Origin of the sequence: Niallia sp. FSL K6-0212 (assembly GCF_038007605.1) — a bacterium.
Classification (GTDB): domain Bacteria; phylum Bacillota; class Bacilli; order Bacillales; family Cytobacillaceae; genus Niallia; species Niallia circulans.
The window spans coordinates 4,158,576-4,178,648 of the sequence record NZ_JBBOXL010000001.1 but is presented as its reverse complement, the minus strand read 5'-3'; the positions used below and the strand labels follow the sequence as shown (position 1 = coordinate 4,178,648).

General features: G+C 34.3%; 20 protein-coding genes, 1 pseudogene and 1 riboswitch. Of the genes and pseudogenes, 15 read left to right on the top strand and 6 right to left on the bottom strand.

The annotated features are described in order from the left end of the window. Nucleotides 1-230: 230 nt before the first annotated feature. From MHH96_RS20005 to MHH96_RS19990, 4 genes are all read left to right on the top strand, one after another. On the top strand, nucleotides 231-947 hold the full coding sequence (locus tag MHH96_RS20005) for a response regulator transcription factor (RefSeq protein ID WP_047940331.1): 717 nt from the start codon (nucleotides 231-233) through the stop codon (nucleotides 945-947). After that, nucleotides 944-2,716 carry an ATP-binding protein gene (locus MHH96_RS20000; protein ID WP_047940332.1) on the top strand — a complete coding sequence of 591 codons (1,773 nt, stop codon included), beginning with the start codon at nucleotides 944-946 and terminating at the stop codon, nucleotides 2,714-2,716. The genes MHH96_RS20005 and MHH96_RS20000 overlap by 4 nt, the downstream gene beginning before the upstream one ends. 276 nt (nucleotides 2,717-2,992) lie before the next feature. Next, a complete protein-coding gene (sigX, locus tag MHH96_RS19995; RefSeq protein ID WP_047940333.1) occupies nucleotides 2,993-3,538 on the top strand; it encodes an RNA polymerase sigma factor SigX in 546 nt (181 codons plus the stop codon). Continuing rightward, nucleotides 3,516-4,700, top strand: coding sequence for a GerMN domain-containing protein (locus MHH96_RS19990; RefSeq protein ID WP_047940334.1), 1,185 nt, complete (start codon nucleotides 3,516-3,518; stop codon nucleotides 4,698-4,700). The genes sigX and MHH96_RS19990 overlap by 23 nt, the downstream gene beginning before the upstream one ends. Nucleotides 4,701-5,070: 370 nt before the next feature. Here MHH96_RS19990 and MHH96_RS19985 read toward each other — a convergent pair whose 3' ends face one another. Further along, nucleotides 5,071-5,247, bottom strand: a complete 177-nt coding sequence (locus tag MHH96_RS19985) for a hypothetical protein (RefSeq protein ID WP_235844472.1) — start codon at nucleotides 5,245-5,247, stop codon at nucleotides 5,071-5,073. 754 nt (nucleotides 5,248-6,001) lie between these two features. Between MHH96_RS19985 and MHH96_RS19980 the strand changes: the two genes are divergently transcribed. Together MHH96_RS19980 and MHH96_RS19975 are read left to right on the top strand one after the other, a co-directional pair. Beyond that, entirely contained in the window at nucleotides 6,002-6,778 is a 777-nt protein-coding gene (locus MHH96_RS19980) for a M23 family metallopeptidase (protein ID WP_095320624.1), read from the top strand. Between the two features lie 237 nt (nucleotides 6,779-7,015). Continuing rightward, nucleotides 7,016-7,150, top strand: a riboswitch (FMN riboswitch). A 168-nt stretch (nucleotides 7,151-7,318) separates the two neighbouring features. Beyond that, entirely contained in the window at nucleotides 7,319-7,900 is a 582-nt protein-coding gene (locus tag MHH96_RS19975; RefSeq protein ID WP_047940335.1) for an ECF transporter S component, read from the top strand. Nucleotides 7,901-8,083: 183 nt separating this feature from the next. Here MHH96_RS19975 and MHH96_RS19970 read toward each other — a convergent pair. Both MHH96_RS19970 and MHH96_RS19965 read right to left on the bottom strand, forming a co-directional pair. After that, nucleotides 8,084-8,254, bottom strand: a pseudogene (locus tag MHH96_RS19970) (transposase); the annotation flags it as partial. Nucleotides 8,255-8,649: 395 nt separating this feature from the next. After that, complete coding sequence (locus tag MHH96_RS19965) at nucleotides 8,650-8,898, bottom strand: ferredoxin (RefSeq protein WP_047940337.1); 249 nt, start codon at nucleotides 8,896-8,898, stop codon at nucleotides 8,650-8,652. Nucleotides 8,899-9,212: 314 nt separating this feature from the next. Between MHH96_RS19965 and MHH96_RS19960 the strand changes: the two genes are divergently transcribed. From MHH96_RS19960 to MHH96_RS19940, 5 genes are all read left to right on the top strand, one after another. Further along, complete coding sequence (locus tag MHH96_RS19960) at nucleotides 9,213-10,265, top strand: helix-turn-helix domain-containing protein (protein WP_061798295.1); 1,053 nt, start codon at nucleotides 9,213-9,215, stop codon at nucleotides 10,263-10,265. Next, complete coding sequence (locus MHH96_RS19955; protein ID WP_047940339.1) at nucleotides 10,262-11,755, top strand: RecQ family ATP-dependent DNA helicase; 1,494 nt, start codon at nucleotides 10,262-10,264, stop codon at nucleotides 11,753-11,755. Before MHH96_RS19960 ends, MHH96_RS19955 begins: the two co-directional genes overlap by 4 nt. A 9-nt stretch (nucleotides 11,756-11,764) precedes the next feature. Next, nucleotides 11,765-12,349: a CPBP family intramembrane glutamic endopeptidase gene (locus tag MHH96_RS19950; RefSeq protein WP_047940340.1), complete on the top strand. Its 585-nt coding sequence runs from the start codon at nucleotides 11,765-11,767 to the stop codon at nucleotides 12,347-12,349. Between the two features lie 76 nt (nucleotides 12,350-12,425). Next, complete coding sequence (locus MHH96_RS19945; RefSeq protein WP_341117902.1) at nucleotides 12,426-13,202, top strand: LysM peptidoglycan-binding domain-containing protein; 777 nt, start codon at nucleotides 12,426-12,428, stop codon at nucleotides 13,200-13,202. Nucleotides 13,203-13,325: 123 nt separating this feature from the next. Next, the gene (locus MHH96_RS19940) at nucleotides 13,326-13,784 is read left to right on the top strand and encodes a DUF2663 family protein (protein ID WP_341117901.1); all 459 of its coding nucleotides are present in this window, start codon (nucleotides 13,326-13,328) and stop codon (nucleotides 13,782-13,784) included. 323 nt (nucleotides 13,785-14,107) lie between these two features. Here MHH96_RS19940 and MHH96_RS19935 read toward each other — a convergent pair whose 3' ends face one another. The 3 genes from MHH96_RS19935 to MHH96_RS19925 are packed head-to-tail and all read right to left on the bottom strand — an operon-like array spanning nucleotide 14,108 to nucleotide 15,214. Continuing rightward, nucleotides 14,108-14,677 carry a manganese catalase family protein gene (locus MHH96_RS19935; RefSeq protein ID WP_047940342.1) on the bottom strand — a complete coding sequence of 190 codons (570 nt, stop codon included), beginning with the start codon at nucleotides 14,675-14,677 and terminating at the stop codon, nucleotides 14,108-14,110. 47 nt (nucleotides 14,678-14,724) lie between these two features. Next, nucleotides 14,725-14,985 (bottom strand): spore coat protein CotJB, encoded by a 261-nt coding sequence (locus MHH96_RS19930; RefSeq protein WP_047940343.1) that lies wholly within the window; start codon nucleotides 14,983-14,985, stop codon nucleotides 14,725-14,727. A gap of 7 nt (nucleotides 14,986-14,992) precedes the next feature. After that, nucleotides 14,993-15,214, bottom strand: a complete 222-nt coding sequence (locus MHH96_RS19925) for a spore coat associated protein CotJA (RefSeq protein WP_047940344.1) — start codon at nucleotides 15,212-15,214, stop codon at nucleotides 14,993-14,995. A 280-nt stretch (nucleotides 15,215-15,494) separates the two neighbouring features. On the opposite strand from MHH96_RS19925, the gene MHH96_RS19920 reads away from it, so the two are divergent. The 4 genes from MHH96_RS19920 to MHH96_RS19905 all read left to right on the top strand — a co-directional run bounded on the left by MHH96_RS19920 (nucleotide 15,495) and on the right by MHH96_RS19905 (nucleotide 20,051). After that, on the top strand, nucleotides 15,495-16,283 hold the full coding sequence (locus MHH96_RS19920) for a metallophosphoesterase (protein ID WP_061796526.1): 789 nt from the start codon (nucleotides 15,495-15,497) through the stop codon (nucleotides 16,281-16,283). Nucleotides 16,284-16,440: 157 nt separating this feature from the next. Then, a complete protein-coding gene (locus tag MHH96_RS19915) occupies nucleotides 16,441-17,022 on the top strand; it encodes an adaptor protein MecA (RefSeq protein WP_047940346.1) in 582 nt (193 codons plus the stop codon). 588 nt (nucleotides 17,023-17,610) lie between these two features. Then, a complete protein-coding gene (locus MHH96_RS19910) occupies nucleotides 17,611-18,888 on the top strand; it encodes a Glu/Leu/Phe/Val family dehydrogenase (RefSeq protein ID WP_047940347.1) in 1,278 nt (425 codons plus the stop codon). A gap of 194 nt (nucleotides 18,889-19,082) precedes the next feature. Next, on the top strand, nucleotides 19,083-20,051 hold the full coding sequence (locus MHH96_RS19905) for a YpdA family putative bacillithiol disulfide reductase (RefSeq protein WP_047940348.1): 969 nt from the start codon (nucleotides 19,083-19,085) through the stop codon (nucleotides 20,049-20,051). The last annotated feature ends 22 nt before the right edge of the window (nucleotides 20,052-20,073 follow it).

The window sequence follows — 20,073 nt, the reverse complement described above, 5'->3', positions numbered from 1 at the left end:
ATTGCAATGGATGATAACAATATCTACATGATAATAATGCTATAATAATTGTGGAAGATTAGATAAATCATTTATATAAATTACAATGTTATTGGAGAAATGCAGTATAAATAATAAACGATAAGATAAATAGCTATTACAAATAGACATGGCATTTATTTATACATGCAGCTAACGAAACAATAAAAAAGATAATCGTTTCGTGTATTTTTGTTAGGAGGGTATGAACGATGGAGAAAGAAATAAAAATCCTAGTGGTAGATGACGAAGAAAGAATTAGACGTCTTCTAAAGATGTACTTAGAAAGAGAAGAGTTTATTGTGGAAGAAGCGGAAGACGGAATGAGCGCTCTTTCTAAGGCATTAAACACAGATTATGATGTTATCTTACTCGATCTAATGATGCCTGGTAAAGATGGTATGGAGGTATGCAAGGAGCTAAGAGAAAAGAAGACTACTCCAGTAATTATGCTTACAGCCAAGGGAGAAGAAGTAAATAGAGTTCAAGGATTTGAAGTCGGGACAGACGACTATATCGTAAAGCCATTTAGTCCAAGAGAGGTTGTTCTGCGAGTAAAAGCTTTATTACGCCGCTCTACCAAAACGACTTTTGAGCAAAGCGATAGTTCTTCAAAAGATGTCATCATCTTTCCAGCATTGACTATTGATCATGATGCACACCGCGTATTGGCTAGTGGGAAAGAGGTAAGTTTAACTCCAAAAGAATATGAACTGCTATATTTCTTAGCTAAGTCACCAGATAAAGTATTCGATAGAGAATTACTCTTAAAAGAAGTATGGCATTATGAATTTTTCGGTGATTTAAGAACGGTTGATACACATGTTAAACGATTAAGAGAAAAGTTAAACCGTGTATCAGAAGAAGCAGCAAGCATGATTGTAACAGTTTGGGGAGTAGGATATAAGTTTGAGGTTAACAATGGATGAAGTTTTGGCGGAGTGTAGTATTTAAGCTTTGGATTACTTTTTTATTGTTGGTCTCCGTTGTATTAACGATTCTAACAATTATGCTTCTTGAGTATTTTGAGCAGTATTATACCGAGCAGACGGAAACAGAATTAACAAATACCGCCACAAAAATATCGGAAATAATGAAAGAGCATAATAATCAAATAGGTTTGGAAATTGTAGGAGAACTACTTGATCATTCAACAGGAGCTGTCATCGTTTCCTCTCCAGATCAAGTGTATTATTATCCAGAGAGTGGCTTGCAAGAACTTTCTTATTCTTTCATACAGGGCAATGAAGACTTAAACAAGGTGATGACAAGCAATAAGACAGCAGTTGTAAGGACAGAATTAAACAATAAAGACAATACACCTGAACAAGTAGCGATTGTCGGATCCCCTCTCCATGTGAATGGAGAGGATGGAGCTGTTTTTATTTATCAGTCCTTACAATCGATGAATGAATCTAAACAATCTACCGCCAAATTTATTGTGTTAGCAGCTGTTATTGCGATTATTCTAACAACGATTTTTGCTTTTTTCCTACTAACAAGGATTACTGCTCCGTTAAGGAAGATGAGAGAAGCTGCATTTGAAGTTGCCCAAGGTAATTTTGCAGCTAAGGTTCCCATTATGGCACAGGATGAAATTGGCGAACTTTCCATCGCATTTAATGAAATGGCGAAAAGGTTAAATTTTAATATGAACGCCTTAAGTCAAGAAAAGGAGCAGTTAGATAATATACTAAGTGGAATGGCAGACGGAGTGCTAACCCTTAATCGAAATGGTAGTTTATTGCTTACGAATCCTCCTGCTGAGAAATTTTTGCAGCATTGGTATTATGAAAAAGGCGAATTAAGTGATATGCAAGCACAAATCCCAGAAGAATTACGTAAATTGTTCCAGCTTGCTGTTCATACTGGTAATGAACAAATAGATGAAATCACTTTACAGGGAAGAAACTGGGTAATGATTGTCAGCCCTTTATATGATAAGAAGGATATTAGAGGAGCGATTGTCGTCATTCGCGACATGACAGAGGAACGTAAATTAGACAAGCTACGGATCGATTTTATAGCCAATATTTCTCACGAATTAAGAACACCTATAAGTATGTTACAAGGATACAGTGAAGCGATTGTCGATAATATTGCTGAGTCAGAGGAAGAAAAGAGAGAGATGGCTCGAATTATTTATGATGAATCATTACGTATGGGTCGTTTAGTCAATGAATTTTTAGATTTAGCCAGAATGGAAACAGGTTATCTTGAATTAAGGAAGGAAACAATTGATCTATACCCATATATTAATCGGGTAGCGAGAAAGTTTAATGCCATCGCTAAAGAAAAAGAAATCACCTTTACTGTCTCTATATCGGAGGATATTGGGGAGTACGAACTTGATCCAGATCGTATCGAACAAGTTCTAACCAATATAATGGATAATAGTATACGCCATACACCAAGTGGTGGAACAGTTTTTTTAAGAGGCAGATCGGATGATTATGGAGTGTATCTAGAAGTAGAGGATACCGGTTCTGGAATTCCAGAGGAAGATTTACCATATGTCTTCGAGCGCTTTTATAAAGCAGATAAAGCTAGAACAAGAGGTAATGCTGGGACAGGCTTGGGATTAGCTATTGTCAAAAATATTATTGATTCCCATGGGGGAGATATATCTGTTTATAGTAAATATGGTCGAGGAACGACATTTTTTATCTTTTTACCTCGAAATAAAGAAGAAAATTAGAGAATGTGGCGATTCTTCTTGATTCACAAGAAACAATTTAACATAATAGAACGTATGGGGTGTCTAAAAAAGTATTTGACCCTGCAAGCTATTTTTCCATTTTGTATGTATGAAATTATTACATACAGATATAACTTGTGAGGTCAAACTTTTCAGGGCATCTTTTCTTGTGTTTACGTACTAATGGGATAAAGGAAATTAGAATAATTACATATAAGTAGTGAAACTAAATAAGTTAAACTTACGACTAATATAGTGAACGGGGGAGGGAATGAGATGAACTCCGTTTTTGATGAAATCTATAATAAGTATCATCATGACGTTTTTCAATTTTTATTTTATATGGTAAACCATAAAGAAACGGCCGAAGATTTAATGCAAGAGGTCTATATTCGTGTACTTAAATCTTATCATCGCTTTGAGGGGAAAAGCTCTGAGAAAACCTGGTTATTTAGTATTGCAAGAAATGTCGCAATTGACCACTTTCGCAAACAAAAAAATTGGAAAGACCGTATTATGGATAAATTCGACTGGTCGAAACAGCAAGTAAAAGCAGAAGGATTTCTGCCAGAAGAAATCACCTTGCAAGCAGAAGAAGTAAAAGGTGTTTATCATGCCTTACAATATTGTACAGTAGACCAACGAATGGTTATTGTGTTTCGGTATATTCAAGAATTATCTATTGCGGAAACAGCCAAAGCACTAGGATGGACAGAAAGCAAGGTGAAAACAACCCAGCACCGTGCCTTAAAAGCACTGCGCAACTTTTTAGAAGAGTATGATGGAAAGGAGGATTCTTATGCCGAAACAAAAGTGGAATGATGACAAAATAAAACTGGTGCTTAAACAGATGCCATATATAAAAGATGAGAGAAGTCCAGAATTTATCTATCGTACAATCCAAATGAAAAAGAAGAGCGAACGGAAATCGCGAAGAATAATGCCCGTACTGGCGACCGTATGTACGCTTATGCTCCTGTTCATTATTAGTCAAAGCTTCTTTGATAGTAATAGAGAGGACTCTTTTAAGCGTGAAAGCAAGATGGCTGATAATTCTGCTGAAATGAAAAATAAAAGCTATGATATAGCTGAAACCGCTGAAAGTGAAAATTATGACATGACAGATGAACAAGGAGAAAGGCTCACTACTTCACTCATCCCATCGGCTATTTACGAGGATGAGGTAGGAAAGCAAGAATTATTAACGTACCCAATACCAGATAAAAATGTCCAAGTCATTGTTCCTGTCAGCATTTTAGTGGAAAATCCAAATAAGCTGTCTAGATTTGATTTGTATGTGGAAAACGTGAAGAAAGTAATCGGCGTCAACAAACAGTTAAGCAGCTATTTCCCAATTAGTCCAGAGATGTTTGCATATGATTTAAAAGATGATTACATCGAAGTAAATGTGAAACAGGGAATTTCAAATTTTGGTTCTCATTCCGAAGACTTTTTTAATACAATGGTTCAGCAGCAACTACAAACCATTGGCGCCAAGAAAATGGAGTTTTATACAGACGGTAAACTAGGAGCAGTACTAGGAAATCGCGAAGAAACAAGTATTGAGTATAAACCGTTAGAGAATAGAGCATATTTTCTTTTAGAGAATGATGAACAAGATGATCAACCATTATATGTGCCTTGGGAAAAGCCATATGATACGATTGAAAATGCTTTTGATGCCATGGAAAATAATATAGACACACATGGTTTGTCAGCTTCCATCCCTGATACTATTGATATTGATAAGGTTTCAAAAGACGAGAGCAAGGGAGAATTAGTTGTTCATTTATCTAATGAAAGTAAAATGGAAGAAGATCAAAAAACATTACATGCAATTGAGTCCATTTTATTAACAGCAAAAGATTTTAAATATTCTACAGTAAAGTTTGAGAATACCAATGTTAAAGAAGTAGGTGGATTTGAGCTAACGAAAGAATTAGATGTTCCGGTTGCCGCCAATAAAGTTGATATTGAGCAATAATAAAAGAGAATTTTTTTGTATTAGTGAAGTTATATTAGAGATAATATTACAATAGTTCATTTTACGTGCTTTAGCACTTTATATAGAGAAAAAACATATTAAGATGGGTTGGGACATAAGTATTTCAACAAATATAACTCCGAACAATTATACGTATATCCTAAAAAATTCGTATAATTGTTCTGGGTTTTATTCATTTAAGAAAGAATGCTTTTTTTCATCACCTGCAGACTGAATATACTTCGCTTTCCATTGGGCGAGCTCCGATCCGCTTTGTCATTTCACTCTACAAAATTATAATAGTAAATGATTGAAATTTAAGATAACTGATATATAAATAGAGATGCATAATCTTTATTTAACTTATCAGCTATATCCCACAATAGACCGACAATAACTCCTGAAAAATGGATATTCCATATAAATGAGTCATGTCAGTATCGCTAATAATACTTAAATTAGTATTAACTACCCATCCCGCTACTCCTCCAGCGGTCACACTCACAACTGTTAAGCTTCCACTTCTCCTTTGTATATTCTTTTTCACACAGAACTCTCCTTTAAATAGCTTTGTTACTACTAGTATTAATTGACTATTTTTATGCCTAACTCCCTAAAAGACAATTTTTTCCTTTTTGTTAGTATAGTTAAGGACAATTCCTTATCATCTATTTTGTTTTAACATAAATTTACAAATTAGTTTCCAATAAGAATTACAGAAAGAAGGCATCTTTTTTTGATTAATTATGTATGAATATCCATAGTCATCTATACATAAAAAAGAAAATATCGAAAATCCAATATGCGGTCTGCTAATGGCTTTGTTCTTTTTTACGTTAATCTCCTCCTTAGACTTCATCGTAAAATTCCTTTTTTATGGAAGTTTTTTATTACCTTAGAATAAAATCAGAAAGAATGTAGACAATATATCGTGTCTCTTTTCCAATTAAAATCAGCTATTGGCACATACATAAAAAATAGATATGCATTTTTCTCTATGCATTCTATAGTTCTAACCATTAACATGTACTCATAAGTTGAAAGAGAAGATTGGATAGGGACAGATAGAAACTTGCCTGCAAGTAATTTTTCTATCTTTGCAGGCGGTTAAAACTTACATAGAATGCAGATAAGTGAATAGGATAGCGCGTTAAGTACTTTTTTAAAGAAACCTTCTCTTCTTGAAGAGTTCTTTATAAACCATTGATACAATACTTTACAACCAAAAGAGAATAGGTAGTATTCAACTGAAAACGGTCATAAATAGGCTGTTGAACACGGACAGAATAGGAGGATACCAAATGGGAGACTATATTAGGAGAATACTTATTGCTGCTATCATGCTTTTGTTCATTAGTTTATTGTTTTTAGGAGGGAAGCATTCTCAAGCACAGTCTTTCTCCTTAGCGGAACGAACAAAAACATGGACATGGCCAAGTGAAGGAATAATCACGGATACCTTTAATACTAGAAATGGTACACATAAAGGAATAGATATTGCAGGCGATTTGGGAGAGGACGTTTATGCAGTTGATGAAGGAATTGTAACCAGATCTTATTATTCCCAATCTTATGGAAATGTTGTTTTTGTTAAACATAAAAATGATCTTGAAACGGTCTATGCTCATTTGAATAAACGATTCGTAAAGGAAAAGCAATTGGTGAAAAAGGGTGAAGTAATTGGTGAAATGGGCAATACAGGACAGTCTTCTGGCGTTCATTTACATTTTGAAATACATAATAAAGAGTGGACTGTTGCAAAAGAAAATGCTATTAATCCAATTTTAGTTTTAGGAGATGTAGAGGTAGGGCAGACTGTGAAAATAGCTGTGGAGGAAGAGAGTGAGGCTGTCATAACAGAGCCATCCGAAAACCTTACCCACACACCACATTCGAACTTAGTTCACGAGGAAGAAAAGAAGTTAGAAGAAGAATACATAAGGAGAAGTATTAAGGAAATGGAAATTAATATAGAAGAGGATAACTCGGAACTATCAACAATACCCTATAAAAAAGCAAGTATTTATTTAAAAAGTAGTAAGTATCTTTTAGGAGAAACAAGCGAGGATTATACATAGAAGCTATATATGGAAAGATACAGAATTACGCTTTTATGGAGGAAAAACCGCGAAAAGAGTTCACAAGATACTATTTTTTTAAGGAATAAATATAATAGTATTTTGTGAACTCTTTTTGAGTTTAAATGGCATATATTTGTGAATTTATGAACAAAATTTGAAATTATAAGCAAACTTCTTCACAAATATTTATTCCTTAGGGTATAATAACTTATGTAATAAAACAAATTAATATTGGTCTATCTTCGGGGCAGGGTGAAATTCCCGACCGACGGTGATGAGTTTGTACTCAAAGTCCGTGACCCTACTACGGTAGGTTGATTTGGTGAAATTCCAAAACCGACAGTAAAGTCTGGATGGGAGAAGATGGAGGTTCTGCAATCGTTCAAATTATCTGTTAAGAACGTTTATTGAGTTTGCGTACCTTTAATTACTCCCTCAAGTCTCTAGAGCTTGAGGGTTTTTATTTGGCGCATTCCTAAAAAATTGCTGAATCTTTCTTCTTAGGTAGATGGATCCTAATTAGAAGGAGAGAAAAAAATGAAGAAAAAAATGAATGTAAGAAAGTATGTTTTAATTGGAATGATGAGTAGTTTAGCCTATGTGCTAATGATGCTTAAATTTCCAATCCCACCATTTCCAAGTTATTTAAAAGTTGATTTTAGCGATATTCCAGCATTAGTTGCCGCACTTATTTTAGGACCAGGGGCTGGAATATTAGTTGAGTTGATTAAAAATATATTAGATTATTTAATAACCGGAAGTGATACTGGAATTCCTGTTGGTCATTTCGCGAATTTTATCGCTGGAATTTCTTTCATCTTACCGACTTATTTTATGTATAATGCGATTAAATCCAAAAAAGGAATGGCTATCGGCTTAGCCCTTAGTATTATCATAATGACGGGATTATTAAGTTTGTTTAATTACTTTATTATGCTGCCATTCTATAATACATTAATGAAAATACCGACTGATACAACTTTATTAAAACAAACGGTTCTTTCAGCTATTATTCCATTCAATTTGTTAAAAGGAGTAATTATTTCTATCATTTTTGCATTAGTATTCTCAAAAATGGGTGTATGGATTAATAAACAAATCCCTTCTAGGAATGTTTAATCAAAAAACAGTTCAGTGTCTATCTGAATTGTTCAGTTTGTCGACAAAAGGGGATCAGAATGTTTTCATTCTGATCCCCTTTTGTAATTTATGGTCTTTTTTTTGTTATTTTATTGTATTTTGATCTATTCTTTATGCTCTTCTTAAGCTGTTACCGGGCTCACCCAAGTCCAGTTGGCCATTTTCTTTTGCATCTGCGAAAACACGTTCAATCGTTTCTTTTCGCTTGGCATAAATTTTTTTGATAACTTGTTTATGTCGAAGGTGATCTGCTTCTTCCACATACTTTTCCCATGCATGTCTTTGAATGAGTTTTTGGTAACTAAGTGATTTGGTGGAACAAGTTGATCTAAAGCAATCATTTCTACTTTGACCTCTTTGAATAGAAGAATGTTTTGGAAAGCATGATTTCACCTCTAAAAAATATCTATATTTTAAACCAGAGCAGTTAAAATTCTAGACTAACTTGATGAAACCAGGTTGATTGGAGCGGAAGGGGGGAGACTCCTAGGGAAGATGCGAGAAAGTCCGAGACCCTGCAGGAGCGTATGCGACGAAGCGGCTCGGCGCTCGCCCCATGGAAAGCGAACCCCTGTAGCGGAAATCAACACCTTATTAAAAAAGGTCACAAAAAAGACCATAGGCAAAACCTCAAATTTCAAGGAGTTTGTCTACAGTCTGAAACAGTTTAAATAAAAAGAACAGAAAGGAATCATTATCCCTTTCTGTTCTGTGTATGATAAAGAGCGCTATTCGAATTTAAGAGGATCTCCATCAAAGGATTCGTCGCTCACTTTAATCGAATCTGTCGGACAACCTTCAAAAGCATCTAACATATCATCTAATAATACTTCAGGTACTTCCACTGTTCCTTGATTATCATCTAACATAACGAAAGCAATCCCTTCGTCATCGTAGTCATAAATATCAGGTGCCGCTGCTCCGCAAGCTCCACATGCAATACATGTGTCTTTATCAACAATTGTATATTTTGCCATGAGTAAAAAAACCTCCAGTGTTATTCATACGGAGTATATACATGACTAGCATACTCCTTACTATTATCTTATTGTAAGACTGAATCTTTAACTTTTCAATATAAAAGAAAGATAAAAAGTAGAAAGTAAGGACTACCTTCCTTAAAATAGTCAAAAACTCAAACGCTTTCCATTATATTTAAAGCCCTTTTTATTGAAAAATATGTGAAGGATATGTGATCAAAGTACACTAAAAAATAAAATTCATGGTAAAATATAAGAAATGTTACAAACAAATTTCAACAAAATTTGTCAAACTGAAGGAAGAGGAAAATATGTCCTTTATTAAAATAATCATTTTAAACTGTCTATATAAAATGAATGGAGAAAGAACTATCTACTCTATTCTTCATATATTAAATGGAAAAAAGTCATCACAAACCATCCAAGATATTCATATCTTTCAGCTGACCTCTTTATTTCAGGCATTCCCTTTATTAACAAGAGAGCAACTGGATCAAATAATTTATACCTTATATAAGGAAGAATGGCTAGAAAAAACAGGAGAAAATCATTATTTAGTTAAAAACGATAGAAAGCTAGAATTAGAAGTATTATTGAAGGATAATCCATTTCCAAAAGATTTAAAAGGCTGGAGATATCATTCATTAACTGGGCCATATTGGCAAAGACTTTCATTATTTGTACAAGTTACTTCTCACTTATCGAAAAAAAGTAATCATTATATGCCGATACAAAGAAACCCTGCAGCACAACTATGGTTGAAGAATACCTTACATACTATGTCGTCTATAGATAGAAGTGAAATGAATCGCTATCTCTATCAGGAAATAGTTGACTGTCTGGAAGAGAGTGAATTAGATCCGCTCATTCTTATTATCCGACTTACCGGAAGTGATAGAATAGGTCTAACTTCAGAGCAAGCAGCAATAGAATTGGAACTAGATCCATACTATTATCAGCTATCTTTCCTTGCTATTCTTCATTACATGATAGAGAAAATTCTATCTAATAAGGGGGAGTTTCCACTGTTAAGTCAAATGATTAAAGAAAGTAAGAAACCATTTACCCTGACAGAGTCAACGGCTAAAACATTTAATTTAATCCAAAAGGGGTTAAGTATCGAGCAAATTGTTCGTGTGAGAAATTTAAAACAAAGCACAATTGAAGATCATATTATTGAAATACTATTGAATGTGCCTAACTTTCCTATAGATAATTTAGTGAGCAGCGAGAATATATCAAAAATCAAAGCATGTATGGAAAAATCGCCTTCTAAATCTTTAAAGGTGATAAAGCAGCAGTTAGCAGATGTTTCTTACTTTGAGATACGTGCAGTGATGGCAGGATACGGTGATTTTTCATGAATTTAGAAGCAATCTTAAAAAACTACTATCAGTTAAGTGCCTTTCGAGGTGGGCAAAAAGAAACGATAGAATCCATTCTTAACAAGAGGCACACATTAGCGATGCTGCCAACGGGGACAGGAAAGTCTCTATGTTATCAATTAGCTGGCAGGCTTATGGAGGGAACAGTAATTATTATTTCTCCTCTCTTGTCACTAATGCAGGATCAAGTGGAGCAAATGAAAATGAAAGGGGAAAAAAGAGTCGTTGCTTTAAATTCCTTTTTGAACCCAGCAGAAAAGAATAAAGTATTACGGCAAATTCAGCAATATAAGTATATCTTTATATCCCCAGAAATGATTTCATTGCCACATATCATAGATCAGCTGCAAAAAATGAAAATTAGTCTATTCGTTATAGATGAAGCACATTGTATTTCCCAGTGGGGATACGATTTTCGACCGGATTATCAAAAATTAGGGGAGATTCGACAAAAAATAAATAATCCCTTAACATTAGCTCTAACAGCAACCGCAACAGAAGCGGTTCGTGAGGATATCATAAAGTCTTTACATTTAGAAATGGTTGAAGAAATCATTTATTCTGTCGATCGAGCAAATATTGCTATAAATCTAGAGGAAGTCTCACACGTTCAAGGAAAAATGGATAAGCTTTTAGAATATATTCAAAGGCTTGATGGACAAGGCATTGTGTATTTCTCTAGCAAAAAGCTAGCTGAACAAACAGTAGCGTTTTTGAAAGAAAAATCTTCCAAACGAATAATGGCATACCATGGCGGCATGACGCAAGAAGATCGTATTCTTGTTCAACAGCAATTCCTAGCAGGACAATTAGATGTTATATGTGCAACAAGTGCCTTTGGAATGGGAATAAATAAAGAGGATATTCGCTTTATTATTCACTATCACCTGCCCACACAATTAGAATCCTATCTTCAGGAAATAGGCAGAGCTGGTAGAGATGGCAAACCGAGTGTATCCATCATCTTGTATACTCCAGGAGATGAGTGGATTGCTTATCAGTTGATTGAATCGGAATTGGCGGACGAATTACAAATTAATAAATGGAAAGCACGCTTAAAAAATTTCCCTTCATTTGAAGCATGGCAGAAAAAAGAAGGCTATCAATTAGAAATGCTCTTTACCGAGACCCAATGGCGCGTGTTGGAGTCTTATATTGAACCGAATAATAAAACGGTCTCCGAGCTATTGCATTCTCTAGATTTATATAACAATTTTAGAGAAAATCGGGTAAATGAAAAAAGACGAAAAGTGCAAGATCTAATGGAATGGCTACATTCTATATCTTGCCGGAGAAGGTATATATTAGAGTATTTCGGAGAAAAGTACGAAAGCAAAGAAAATGAAAATTGCTGTGATAGATGCGGAATAGATTTATCTAATTTCTTTCATAAAAAAAGCATGGAGGATGACGAGGTACTAGTGGATTGGAAGAATCAGCTGGCATTTATTTTAAATATAGTAAAGTAGGATATATAAATGAATAAAGCAAAATATACGGCCATAATTAATCAATTGTCAGACCGAGACTTAATAAAAAATGTATATATAACACAGTTTCTTCTCCTTATCATCACTTTCATACTGTATATTTTTGTTTTTCAATCGAACCCTCCATTAACAACAGTATTTAAGTATGAACAGACAGATTTTATCATTGGTTTGATAGCAGGATTAGCAATAACAGGAATAGATATTTTCTTGATGATACGATTTTCTAAACATTACCACGATGATGGTGGTGTGAATAAGCGAGTCTTTGAAAATAGGAATCCTTTTCATATTGCATTCATCGCATTAATGGTAGCATTTTGCGAAGAAATACTATTTAGAGGAGTAATCCAAACGAATTTAGGGCTGCTGCTAAGCTGTCTCCTTTTTGCTATGATGCATTACCGCTATTTATTTAATCCTTTTTTATTTATGAATGTCATTTTGGTAAGTTTCGTTATCGGTGTCTTATTTGAAGTAACAGAAAATCTCTGGGTGACAGTGATTATGCATTTTCTTATTGATTTCTTACTCGGTTGTATTATTCGGTTCAAGTTATTTCAAACGAGTTGAGTACATCAAGGGGAATGTCATGGAATAACCGCTCCTTTGTTAGGGGATTTTGGGGAATTGTAAGGATGGGATGTTTATGAAGAAAGAGGATCCATATAGAGTTCAGGCACAATTACAAAAACAAAGATTAAAGAAAGTGACAAGTGAAGAAGAAGTACCAGTAACAGAGGAAAGACAAGACTCTTCCCTCCCATCAAGAAGTACTGTTCACAAGAATAAGAAGAAAAAATTAAAGATACCAATTATTAGCTTGTTAGCATTTTTATTTATTTTATTACCAGTAGCTGTATTATTAGTATTAAATGGGAAAGATATTTCCAATCTTTTATCAACCGAGAATACTTCAGGAGTATTTGAAAATGTAAATATTCAAAAAGGGTACTCACCTAATAATAAAACAACACCTGACGATAGTGACAATAATCAAGATGAACTCGTAATTGTAAGTAATTCAACAGTGAAAAAAGAAGAAGAAATTCCTGAAGATAATTTGAAAGAAAAAGCTGAAGAAAAGGCTGAAGAAAAAGAAAAGGAAGCAGAGAAACAAAAAGAACAAAAAGAACAAAAAGAACAAAAAGAACAAAAAGAACAAAAAGAACAAAAGCAACGTTCAGAGAAAAAGATAGATAAGGAGCAGAAGCAGAAGCAAAAAGAAAAAGAAGAGAATTCTAGTCAAACAAATCCTAATGAAAAAATTGTGTACCATACAGTAGCAAAGGGTGAAAATTTATATCGAATAGCTTTAAAATATTATCCAAATGGAGATGGTATGGGGAAAATTAAAGCAGCCAACAATATGACAACAGATCAGGTGCAATTAGGGCAAACGCTGAAAATTATCATTGAACCATAATAACTTATTCTAACTTGTCCTTCCTCCACATATAGTTAAGTAAAGATGTTGAAATTGTTGTTTATACATTACAACGCTATTGGTAAATCAGACTTAATGTGCTATATAAAGGAGGAAGTGACTTTGGAACGATCAATCTTCCCTGAAAGGTATGATTTGGATGGTACGACGAAAAAGGTTCTCATAAAAATCATTGAGAAAAAGAAAAAATATGATAAATTAAAAAGTCGACATTTGCTTATTATGTGGTTTACTATCTTTGCCTCATTCTGTTATTTTATTTGGTTATATAAACACATAGCTATACCATATTCACATTCATTTGCAGTCATGTTTTCCGTATATGTAAAAGAGAGTGAAAATTTATATCTCTTATTTCTATTGATTGGTGCATTTGGGTATATGAATGTGTTGAGACAAAAAAGAGATAAAGCGGAAAAGGAATACCATGACTTACGCTGTGAATTTATTGACAAAAGCAAAGATTTATTCGGAAATAGTGAGACTTGGAACGTTCGGCATGAAATATATAATACAATCAAAGATTCATATGATATCAATTTATTCCATCAAGCAAAGTGACAATTAGTTAGGTGGAAGATTACATATCCTGTTACTTATTTAAATATCTGCTTTATATCTATAAGTAGTTAGGGTAAAAACAAAGCAGACTAAAATACACGTAGACTCGTATGGGAGCTTGCAAGAAAGTCACCCGCAGAAACGCAGAGATGAGGAGAATAGGTTCTCAGCCCATGCAGAGAGAAGGGTATTCAGTCTGCGAGTGATTATCGGAAAAGCTGAAACAATCATACGTAATATGGTTAGCATTTCTATATTAAGGTTGCGATTTCTCTTTGGATGGAAAACTTGGAACTCTGCACTGTATTTATATAAAGCGAATACTAAAATATCTTTCGTTGGGCACGATCTTCTTTGATAATTTCTACTGCTTCTCTAAATCGTTGCGAGTGGACGATTTCTCTTTCTCTTAGAAAACGAAGGCTATCATTTAAATCTGGGTCATCACTCATATTAATAATCCATTGATAAGTAGCTCTTGCCTTTTCTTCCGCTGCTATATCTTCATACAGATCTGCGATTGGATCTCCTTTAGCTTGTATGTATGTTGCCGTCCAAGGATTTCCAGCAGCATCATGGTAGAATAAGGCGTGGTCGTGATTGACATAATGGTCACCAAGTCCAGCAGCTTTTAGCTGATCTGGAGTGGCATCTTTTGTCAGTTTATAGATCATAGTCGCGATCATTTCTAAATGAGCAAATTCTTCTGTTCCTATATCTGTTAATAACCCAATAACCCGATCAGGTATGGAATACCGCTGATTTAAGTATCTTAATGCTGCTGCTAGTTCTCCGTCTGCTCCTCCATATTGCTCAATTAAAAATCTAGCAAGCATAGGATTACAAGTACTTACTTTAACGGGATACTGTAATTTTTTCTCGTATATCCACATATCTTTTCATTCTCCTTTATCGCAAAATTATTTAGAAACATATCTTCTTATACTTGCCAAGGCCAAGGAGCAGCATCCCAATCCCATGGGGAACCAGATGGGCTATTTCCAAATTGTAATAAGGGCCCAAAATTATTTTCATATATTTTTTTGAATTTTTCTCTTTCTTTTACATAATGGTTAAATTGATTTATGGCATCTTGATCATAATGATGAGTATCTAAATATAAAGTAAGTTCAACTAATACAAAGTCTACAGCTTGAAGCTGCTCTAATAATTGATAATATTCTGGTGGCAACTGCTTCATTGTCTTTTCACTCCCTTTTCGTTTTTTCATATGGACTGAAATATGGGTCATAGAATGCTTTCCATAATGTTCCTGCTTTTAATGCTTCCATTGGACTAAATTGGGGCAGATTTGGTGGCTGAAAACCTAAAAATAAATTAGGCGGTGTGGAAAAAACTTTTGTTTTTATGGGTGGGCAAGGATCAAATGGACTGATATAAGGCTGATATTCTCTGTAAAATGAAGACATAGATTTCCCTCCTTTTTTTAATTTACTTTACATCTTATGTTGAAAGATTTAGTTACATGCTTGCTTTTAATAAAGTAGCAAATTCGTTTTGGTTTAAGTATGAATAGCTGAAGGGAAGGAAAAAGAGAAGCAGAAATTCTTGAGTAAATTACTTATCATTAGGAGCTATATAGATGGGGAGTGAATAGAGAAAAATTTTCTTAAAAATGGTATTAAGTGTAAGAGGTGTATTAAAATATAAACATCATCCTTTGTAAGATGGGGAAGTTAGGGGGACTTTATGATATATGTACTAGTTGGATTTGTTTTACTTGTTTTGGCAGGGATTGCTTTAATTTTACATATGAGAAAAATTGCAAATGAAAATCATGTTAAATATGAGATGTTTTATTTTCCAAATTTTCCTGCTTCCTTCCGTGAAATCACCCTTTTCTTTATTTCAGATATCCATAGAAGATCAATTGATGATTCCGTTATTAATGAGGCGGTGGATGTAGCTGAGATAGTCATTATAGGCGGAGATCTTTTAGAGAAGGGAGTTAAGTTAGAGAAGACACGCGAAAATTTGCGGAAGTTAAAAAAAATCGGTCCTGTTTATTTTGTCTGGGGAAATAATGACTACGAGATAGACCGAGATGTTTTGGAGACTTTATTACTAGATGAAGATATTATTTTATTGAATAATAAAGCAATAACTTTTCAATCTGCAGATGGGGAAAGCTGGTCCTTGCTCGGTATTGAAGATTATTCATTAGAATATGATGATTTAGAAAAAGCGTTAGAGCAAGTGGGGAATAGTGATTTTAAAATATTAGTCAGTCACAATCCGAAAATAGTGGAAAAGATGGAAGAGAAGGAACAGATTTCCTTAGTGTTAAGTGGTCATACCCATGGTGGCCAAATTCGAATTTTGGGATTTGGTCCATACGAATTAGGAGGAACGAAAGTGGTTGGAAATACTACTATATTTGTCAGTAATGGATATGGCACGACAAGTATTCCATTAAGGCTCGGCGCACATCCAGAAACTCATATTATCAAGATTCAACATAAACAAATGGACAATTAAATTTAAAGCATTATTACGATTTGACCAATATTTCTTTTTTGAATCGGTTGGCTCTTATATATATCATCCTCCACTTTGTAATATTACTCACCGATTCCTGCTTTCATTCATAAACTAAATTAAGAGTTTTTTCAAGGAGCAGGCAGGAGGCGTAGTCATGCGTTTGGAGAGATTGAATAGTAACAGAATTAAAATCCATCTGACCACAGATGATTTGTATGAACGTGGATTGACCAAGGAAGATATATGGAAAGACTCGATAAAGTGGCAGTATTTTTTTCATGAAATGTTAGAAGAAGCAAATGACATATTTGATATGGAGATACACGGATCGGTAGCTGTTGAGATATTTTCCATGAAAGCCCAAGGAATGGTAATGATCTTAACAATAACTGAAACTGAATTGGATACGGAAGAATTATTATCAGAGGGCTTTTTAGAGATGCAAGTAACGGTAGAAGAAACAGTGGATATATTATATGAGTTTACAGATATAGAATATGTAATAGATGCGGTAAAACAGTTAGAGCAAAACAATTTTAAGGGTGGTTCTTTATATAATTTAAATGAAAGGTATTATTTATGCTTTGTCGATATTTCTTCATTTAAAGAAGAACAAATTATTGCTATTCTAAGTGAATTTGGAGAAGCGAGTTTAAAGAGTATATATATAATTGAAGAATATGGGAATGTCATCAAAAAAGATAATGCTATTGAAACATTAGTGCATTTTTTTTAACCAGCTATTTTTAAGATAGAACAATTCCAATTTTTGAAGTTAATCTCAGATAACGGGGATATAGGAACTTCGACGGAGTTTGGAATTATCTATCTTTTTTTGTGTGTTTAAAGGGGATTTTGTACATAAAAATTTCTAAGTTGATGATTGGTAAAACTTGTTGAAAGTGTTAAAATGAAATGGGGAAGATACATAATAGTATTTTACCACTAAATTTTTGTTTAGCCTCAGGGAAAAGCTGTATGGGAAAGTGTAGAAGAAAAGGAAATAATGATAATTAAATGAGGGTGAGGTAGGACAAAGAATCGTTTAATTGAATATACTGATACTAGCAATGAGGAAAAAACAGTTTATCACAGTAAAAAAAGAATATATTATGGAATGAAAGCCTTCTGAAGGAAGGGATTCGTTTAAATCTAAATAAGTAAATAAATGATCTTGCATAATGTAAGTAAAAGTGTATACTATGCTTTGAATTAGCAACTAATTTTGTATTTATGTTTTGCATTCTATTGAAGCTAAATAATTATTCTTATAAAGAAGAACTGCAGTGGATAACTACAAGTAGTTTTTTAGGAGGATTTATTAATGGTAGCCAACAAATCTAATGAGAAGAATCATGTAGAAGAGCAACACGATGTTTTGAAATCAACACAAACAGTAATTCATAAAGCTTTGAATAAACTTGGATATTCAGATGAAGTTTATGAATTATTAAAAGAGCCGATTCGAATGATGACAGTCAAAATACCAGTGCGAATGGATGATGGGACTGTAAAAATCTTCACAGGCTACCGCGCTCAACATAATGATGCCGTGGGACCAACAAAAGGGGGAATTCGTTTTCATCCTAATGTTACGGAAACAGAAGTGAAAGCACTCTCTATTTGGATGAGTTTAAAATGTGGAATCGTTGATCTTCCTTATGGTGGCGGAAAAGGAGGCATTATCTGTGATCCACGTGATATGTCTTTTCGTGAATTGGAAAGATTAAGCCGGGGCTATGTACGAGCAATCAGCCAAATTGTTGGACCAACTAAAGATATTCCAGCTCCAGATGTTTTTACAAATTCACAGATTATGGCATGGATGATGGACGAGTATAGCCGAATTGATGAATTTAACTCCCCTGGATTTATCACAGGCAAACCACTTGTATTAGGTGGTTCACAAGGAAGAGAAACTGCTACGGCTAAAGGTGTTACTATCTGTATACGCGAAGCAGCAAAAAGAAGAGGCATAGAGATAGAAGGAGCACGTGTCGTCGTCCAAGGTTTTGGGAATGCGGGCAGCTTTTTGGCTAAATTTATGCATGATGCTGGAGCGAAGGTCATTGGTATTTCGGATGCGTATGGTGCTTTACATGATCCAGAAGGATTAGATATTGACTACTTACTAGATAGACGAGATAGTTTTGGCACTGTTACAAACTTATTTAATAATACCATCTCAAATAAAGAACTATTGGAGTTGGAGTGCGATATTTTAGTGCCTGCTGCGATAGAAAATCAAATCACAGAACATAATGCAGATAATATTAAAGCAAGTATTGTGGTGGAAGCAGCGAACGGACCAACTACATTAGAAGCTACTCGCATTTTAACAGAAAGAGGAATTTTATTAGTTCCGGATGTTTTAGCTTCAGCTGGAGGAGTAACTGTTTCTTATTTTGAGTGGGTACAAAATAATCAAGGGTATTATTGGACAGAGGAAGAAGTGGAAGAAAGACTGGAAAAAGTAATGAGTAAGTCCTTTAAAAACATCTATGATACTGCCGAAATACGTCGAGTTGATATGAGGTTGGCAGCATATATGGTGGGGGTTAGAAAAATGGCGGAAGCATCTAGATTCCGCGGTTGGATATAAATTTGATTAAATCTATTGCTGATTTTACAAAAATCTCCTATCCTTATAGGTAGGGGATTTTTTATATTGGACCTTTTTAGAGGTACGCCTTTTCTGTTATGAATCATCTATTAGCTAAAATAAATGCATAATAGAAAAGAAAGGATTTTGTTAGAAGAGGCTAACCTTTTTGTAAAATGTTAGGAGTGATTATGTTGAAACGAGAAGAAGCAATTATAATTGGTGCTGGTCCCTGTGGTTTAGCAGCAGGGATCGCCTTAAAGGCAATAAATATAAATCCGTTAATCATTGAAAAAGGGAATGTTGTAAATGCCATACATGGTTATCCAACTCATCAAACCTTTTTCAGTACAAGTGAAAAACTGGAGATTGGGGATGTCGCCTTTTTAACAGAACAATATAAGCCCAATCGGAATCAAGCATTAGTTTATTATCGCGAAGTGGTAAAAAGAAAAGATCTTCGTATCCATGCGTATGAAGAAGTATTAGACGTCAATAGAACAGAGGGACAGGAGTTTCTTGTAAAAACAAAAAAAGAGGAGTATATCGCTCCTTACGTTATTGTTGCTACTGGTTATTACGATAATCCCAATTATATGAACGTTCCAGGCGAAGACATGGATAAAGTAATGCATTATTTTAAAGAGGCACACCCTTATTTCAATCATGATGTAGCGGTAATTGGCGGGAAAAATTCAAGTGTGGATGCTGCGATTGAGCTAGTCAAAGCTGGTGCAAGGGTAACCGTTTTGTATAGAGGGAACGAATATTCCACTAGTATCAAACCGTGGATTTTACCTGAATTCGAGTCTTTAGTCCGCAAAGGAATAATTAAAATGGAATTTCAGGCAAATGTTGTCGAAATAAAAGAGGGATCTCTTCTGTATGAAGTAAATGGAAATCTTCATGAAATAAAAAATGACTTTGTTTTTGCAATGACCGGATATCATCCTGATCATGCATTTTTGAAAAAAATGGGGATAGAAATTGAGAAAGAAACAGGAAGACCTGTATTTGATTCGGAAACCATGGAAACAAATGTGGAAGGAATATTTATTGCTGGGGTAATTGCTGCTGGAAATAATGCGAATGAAATCTTTATTGAAAATGGTAGATTTCATGGTGTGCAGATCGCAAAAGCCATACAAGAAAAAAATAAATGAGACCGTGCAACTCTTATATAAG

What these genes read in the sequence shown, in the direction of transcription:
- MHH96_RS20005 (WP_047940331.1), top strand. Translation starts at nt 231, where the DNA reads ATGGAGAAAGAAATAAAAATCCTAGTGGTAGATGACGAAGAAAGAATT.
- MHH96_RS20000 (WP_047940332.1), top strand. Translation starts at nt 944, where the DNA reads ATGAAGTTTTGGCGGAGTGTAGTATTTAAGCTTTGGATTACTTTTTTA.
- sigX (WP_047940333.1), top strand. Translation starts at nt 2,993, where the DNA reads ATGAACTCCGTTTTTGATGAAATCTATAATAAGTATCATCATGACGTT.
- MHH96_RS19990 (WP_047940334.1), top strand. Translation starts at nt 3,516, where the DNA reads ATGCCGAAACAAAAGTGGAATGATGACAAAATAAAACTGGTGCTTAAA.
- MHH96_RS19980 (WP_095320624.1), top strand. Translation starts at nt 6,002, where the DNA reads ATGGGAGACTATATTAGGAGAATACTTATTGCTGCTATCATGCTTTTG.
- MHH96_RS19975 (WP_047940335.1), top strand. Translation starts at nt 7,319, where the DNA reads ATGAAGAAAAAAATGAATGTAAGAAAGTATGTTTTAATTGGAATGATG.
- MHH96_RS19965 (WP_047940337.1), bottom strand. Translation starts at nt 8,898, where the DNA reads ATGGCAAAATATACAATTGTTGATAAAGACACATGTATTGCATGTGGA.
- MHH96_RS19960 (WP_061798295.1), top strand. Translation starts at nt 9,213, where the DNA reads ATGTCCTTTATTAAAATAATCATTTTAAACTGTCTATATAAAATGAAT.
- MHH96_RS19955 (WP_047940339.1), top strand. Translation starts at nt 10,262, where the DNA reads ATGAATTTAGAAGCAATCTTAAAAAACTACTATCAGTTAAGTGCCTTT.
- MHH96_RS19950 (WP_047940340.1), top strand. Translation starts at nt 11,765, where the DNA reads ATGAATAAAGCAAAATATACGGCCATAATTAATCAATTGTCAGACCGA.
- MHH96_RS19945 (WP_341117902.1), top strand. Translation starts at nt 12,426, where the DNA reads ATGAAGAAAGAGGATCCATATAGAGTTCAGGCACAATTACAAAAACAA.
- MHH96_RS19935 (WP_047940342.1), bottom strand. Translation starts at nt 14,677, where the DNA reads ATGTGGATATACGAGAAAAAATTACAGTATCCCGTTAAAGTAAGTACT.
- MHH96_RS19930 (WP_047940343.1), bottom strand. Translation starts at nt 14,985, where the DNA reads ATGAAGCAGTTGCCACCAGAATATTATCAATTATTAGAGCAGCTTCAA.
- MHH96_RS19925 (WP_047940344.1), bottom strand. Translation starts at nt 15,214, where the DNA reads ATGTCTTCATTTTACAGAGAATATCAGCCTTATATCAGTCCATTTGAT.
- MHH96_RS19920 (WP_061796526.1), top strand. Translation starts at nt 15,495, where the DNA reads ATGATATATGTACTAGTTGGATTTGTTTTACTTGTTTTGGCAGGGATT.
- MHH96_RS19915 (WP_047940346.1), top strand. Translation starts at nt 16,441, where the DNA reads ATGCGTTTGGAGAGATTGAATAGTAACAGAATTAAAATCCATCTGACC.
- MHH96_RS19910 (WP_047940347.1), top strand. Translation starts at nt 17,611, where the DNA reads ATGGTAGCCAACAAATCTAATGAGAAGAATCATGTAGAAGAGCAACAC.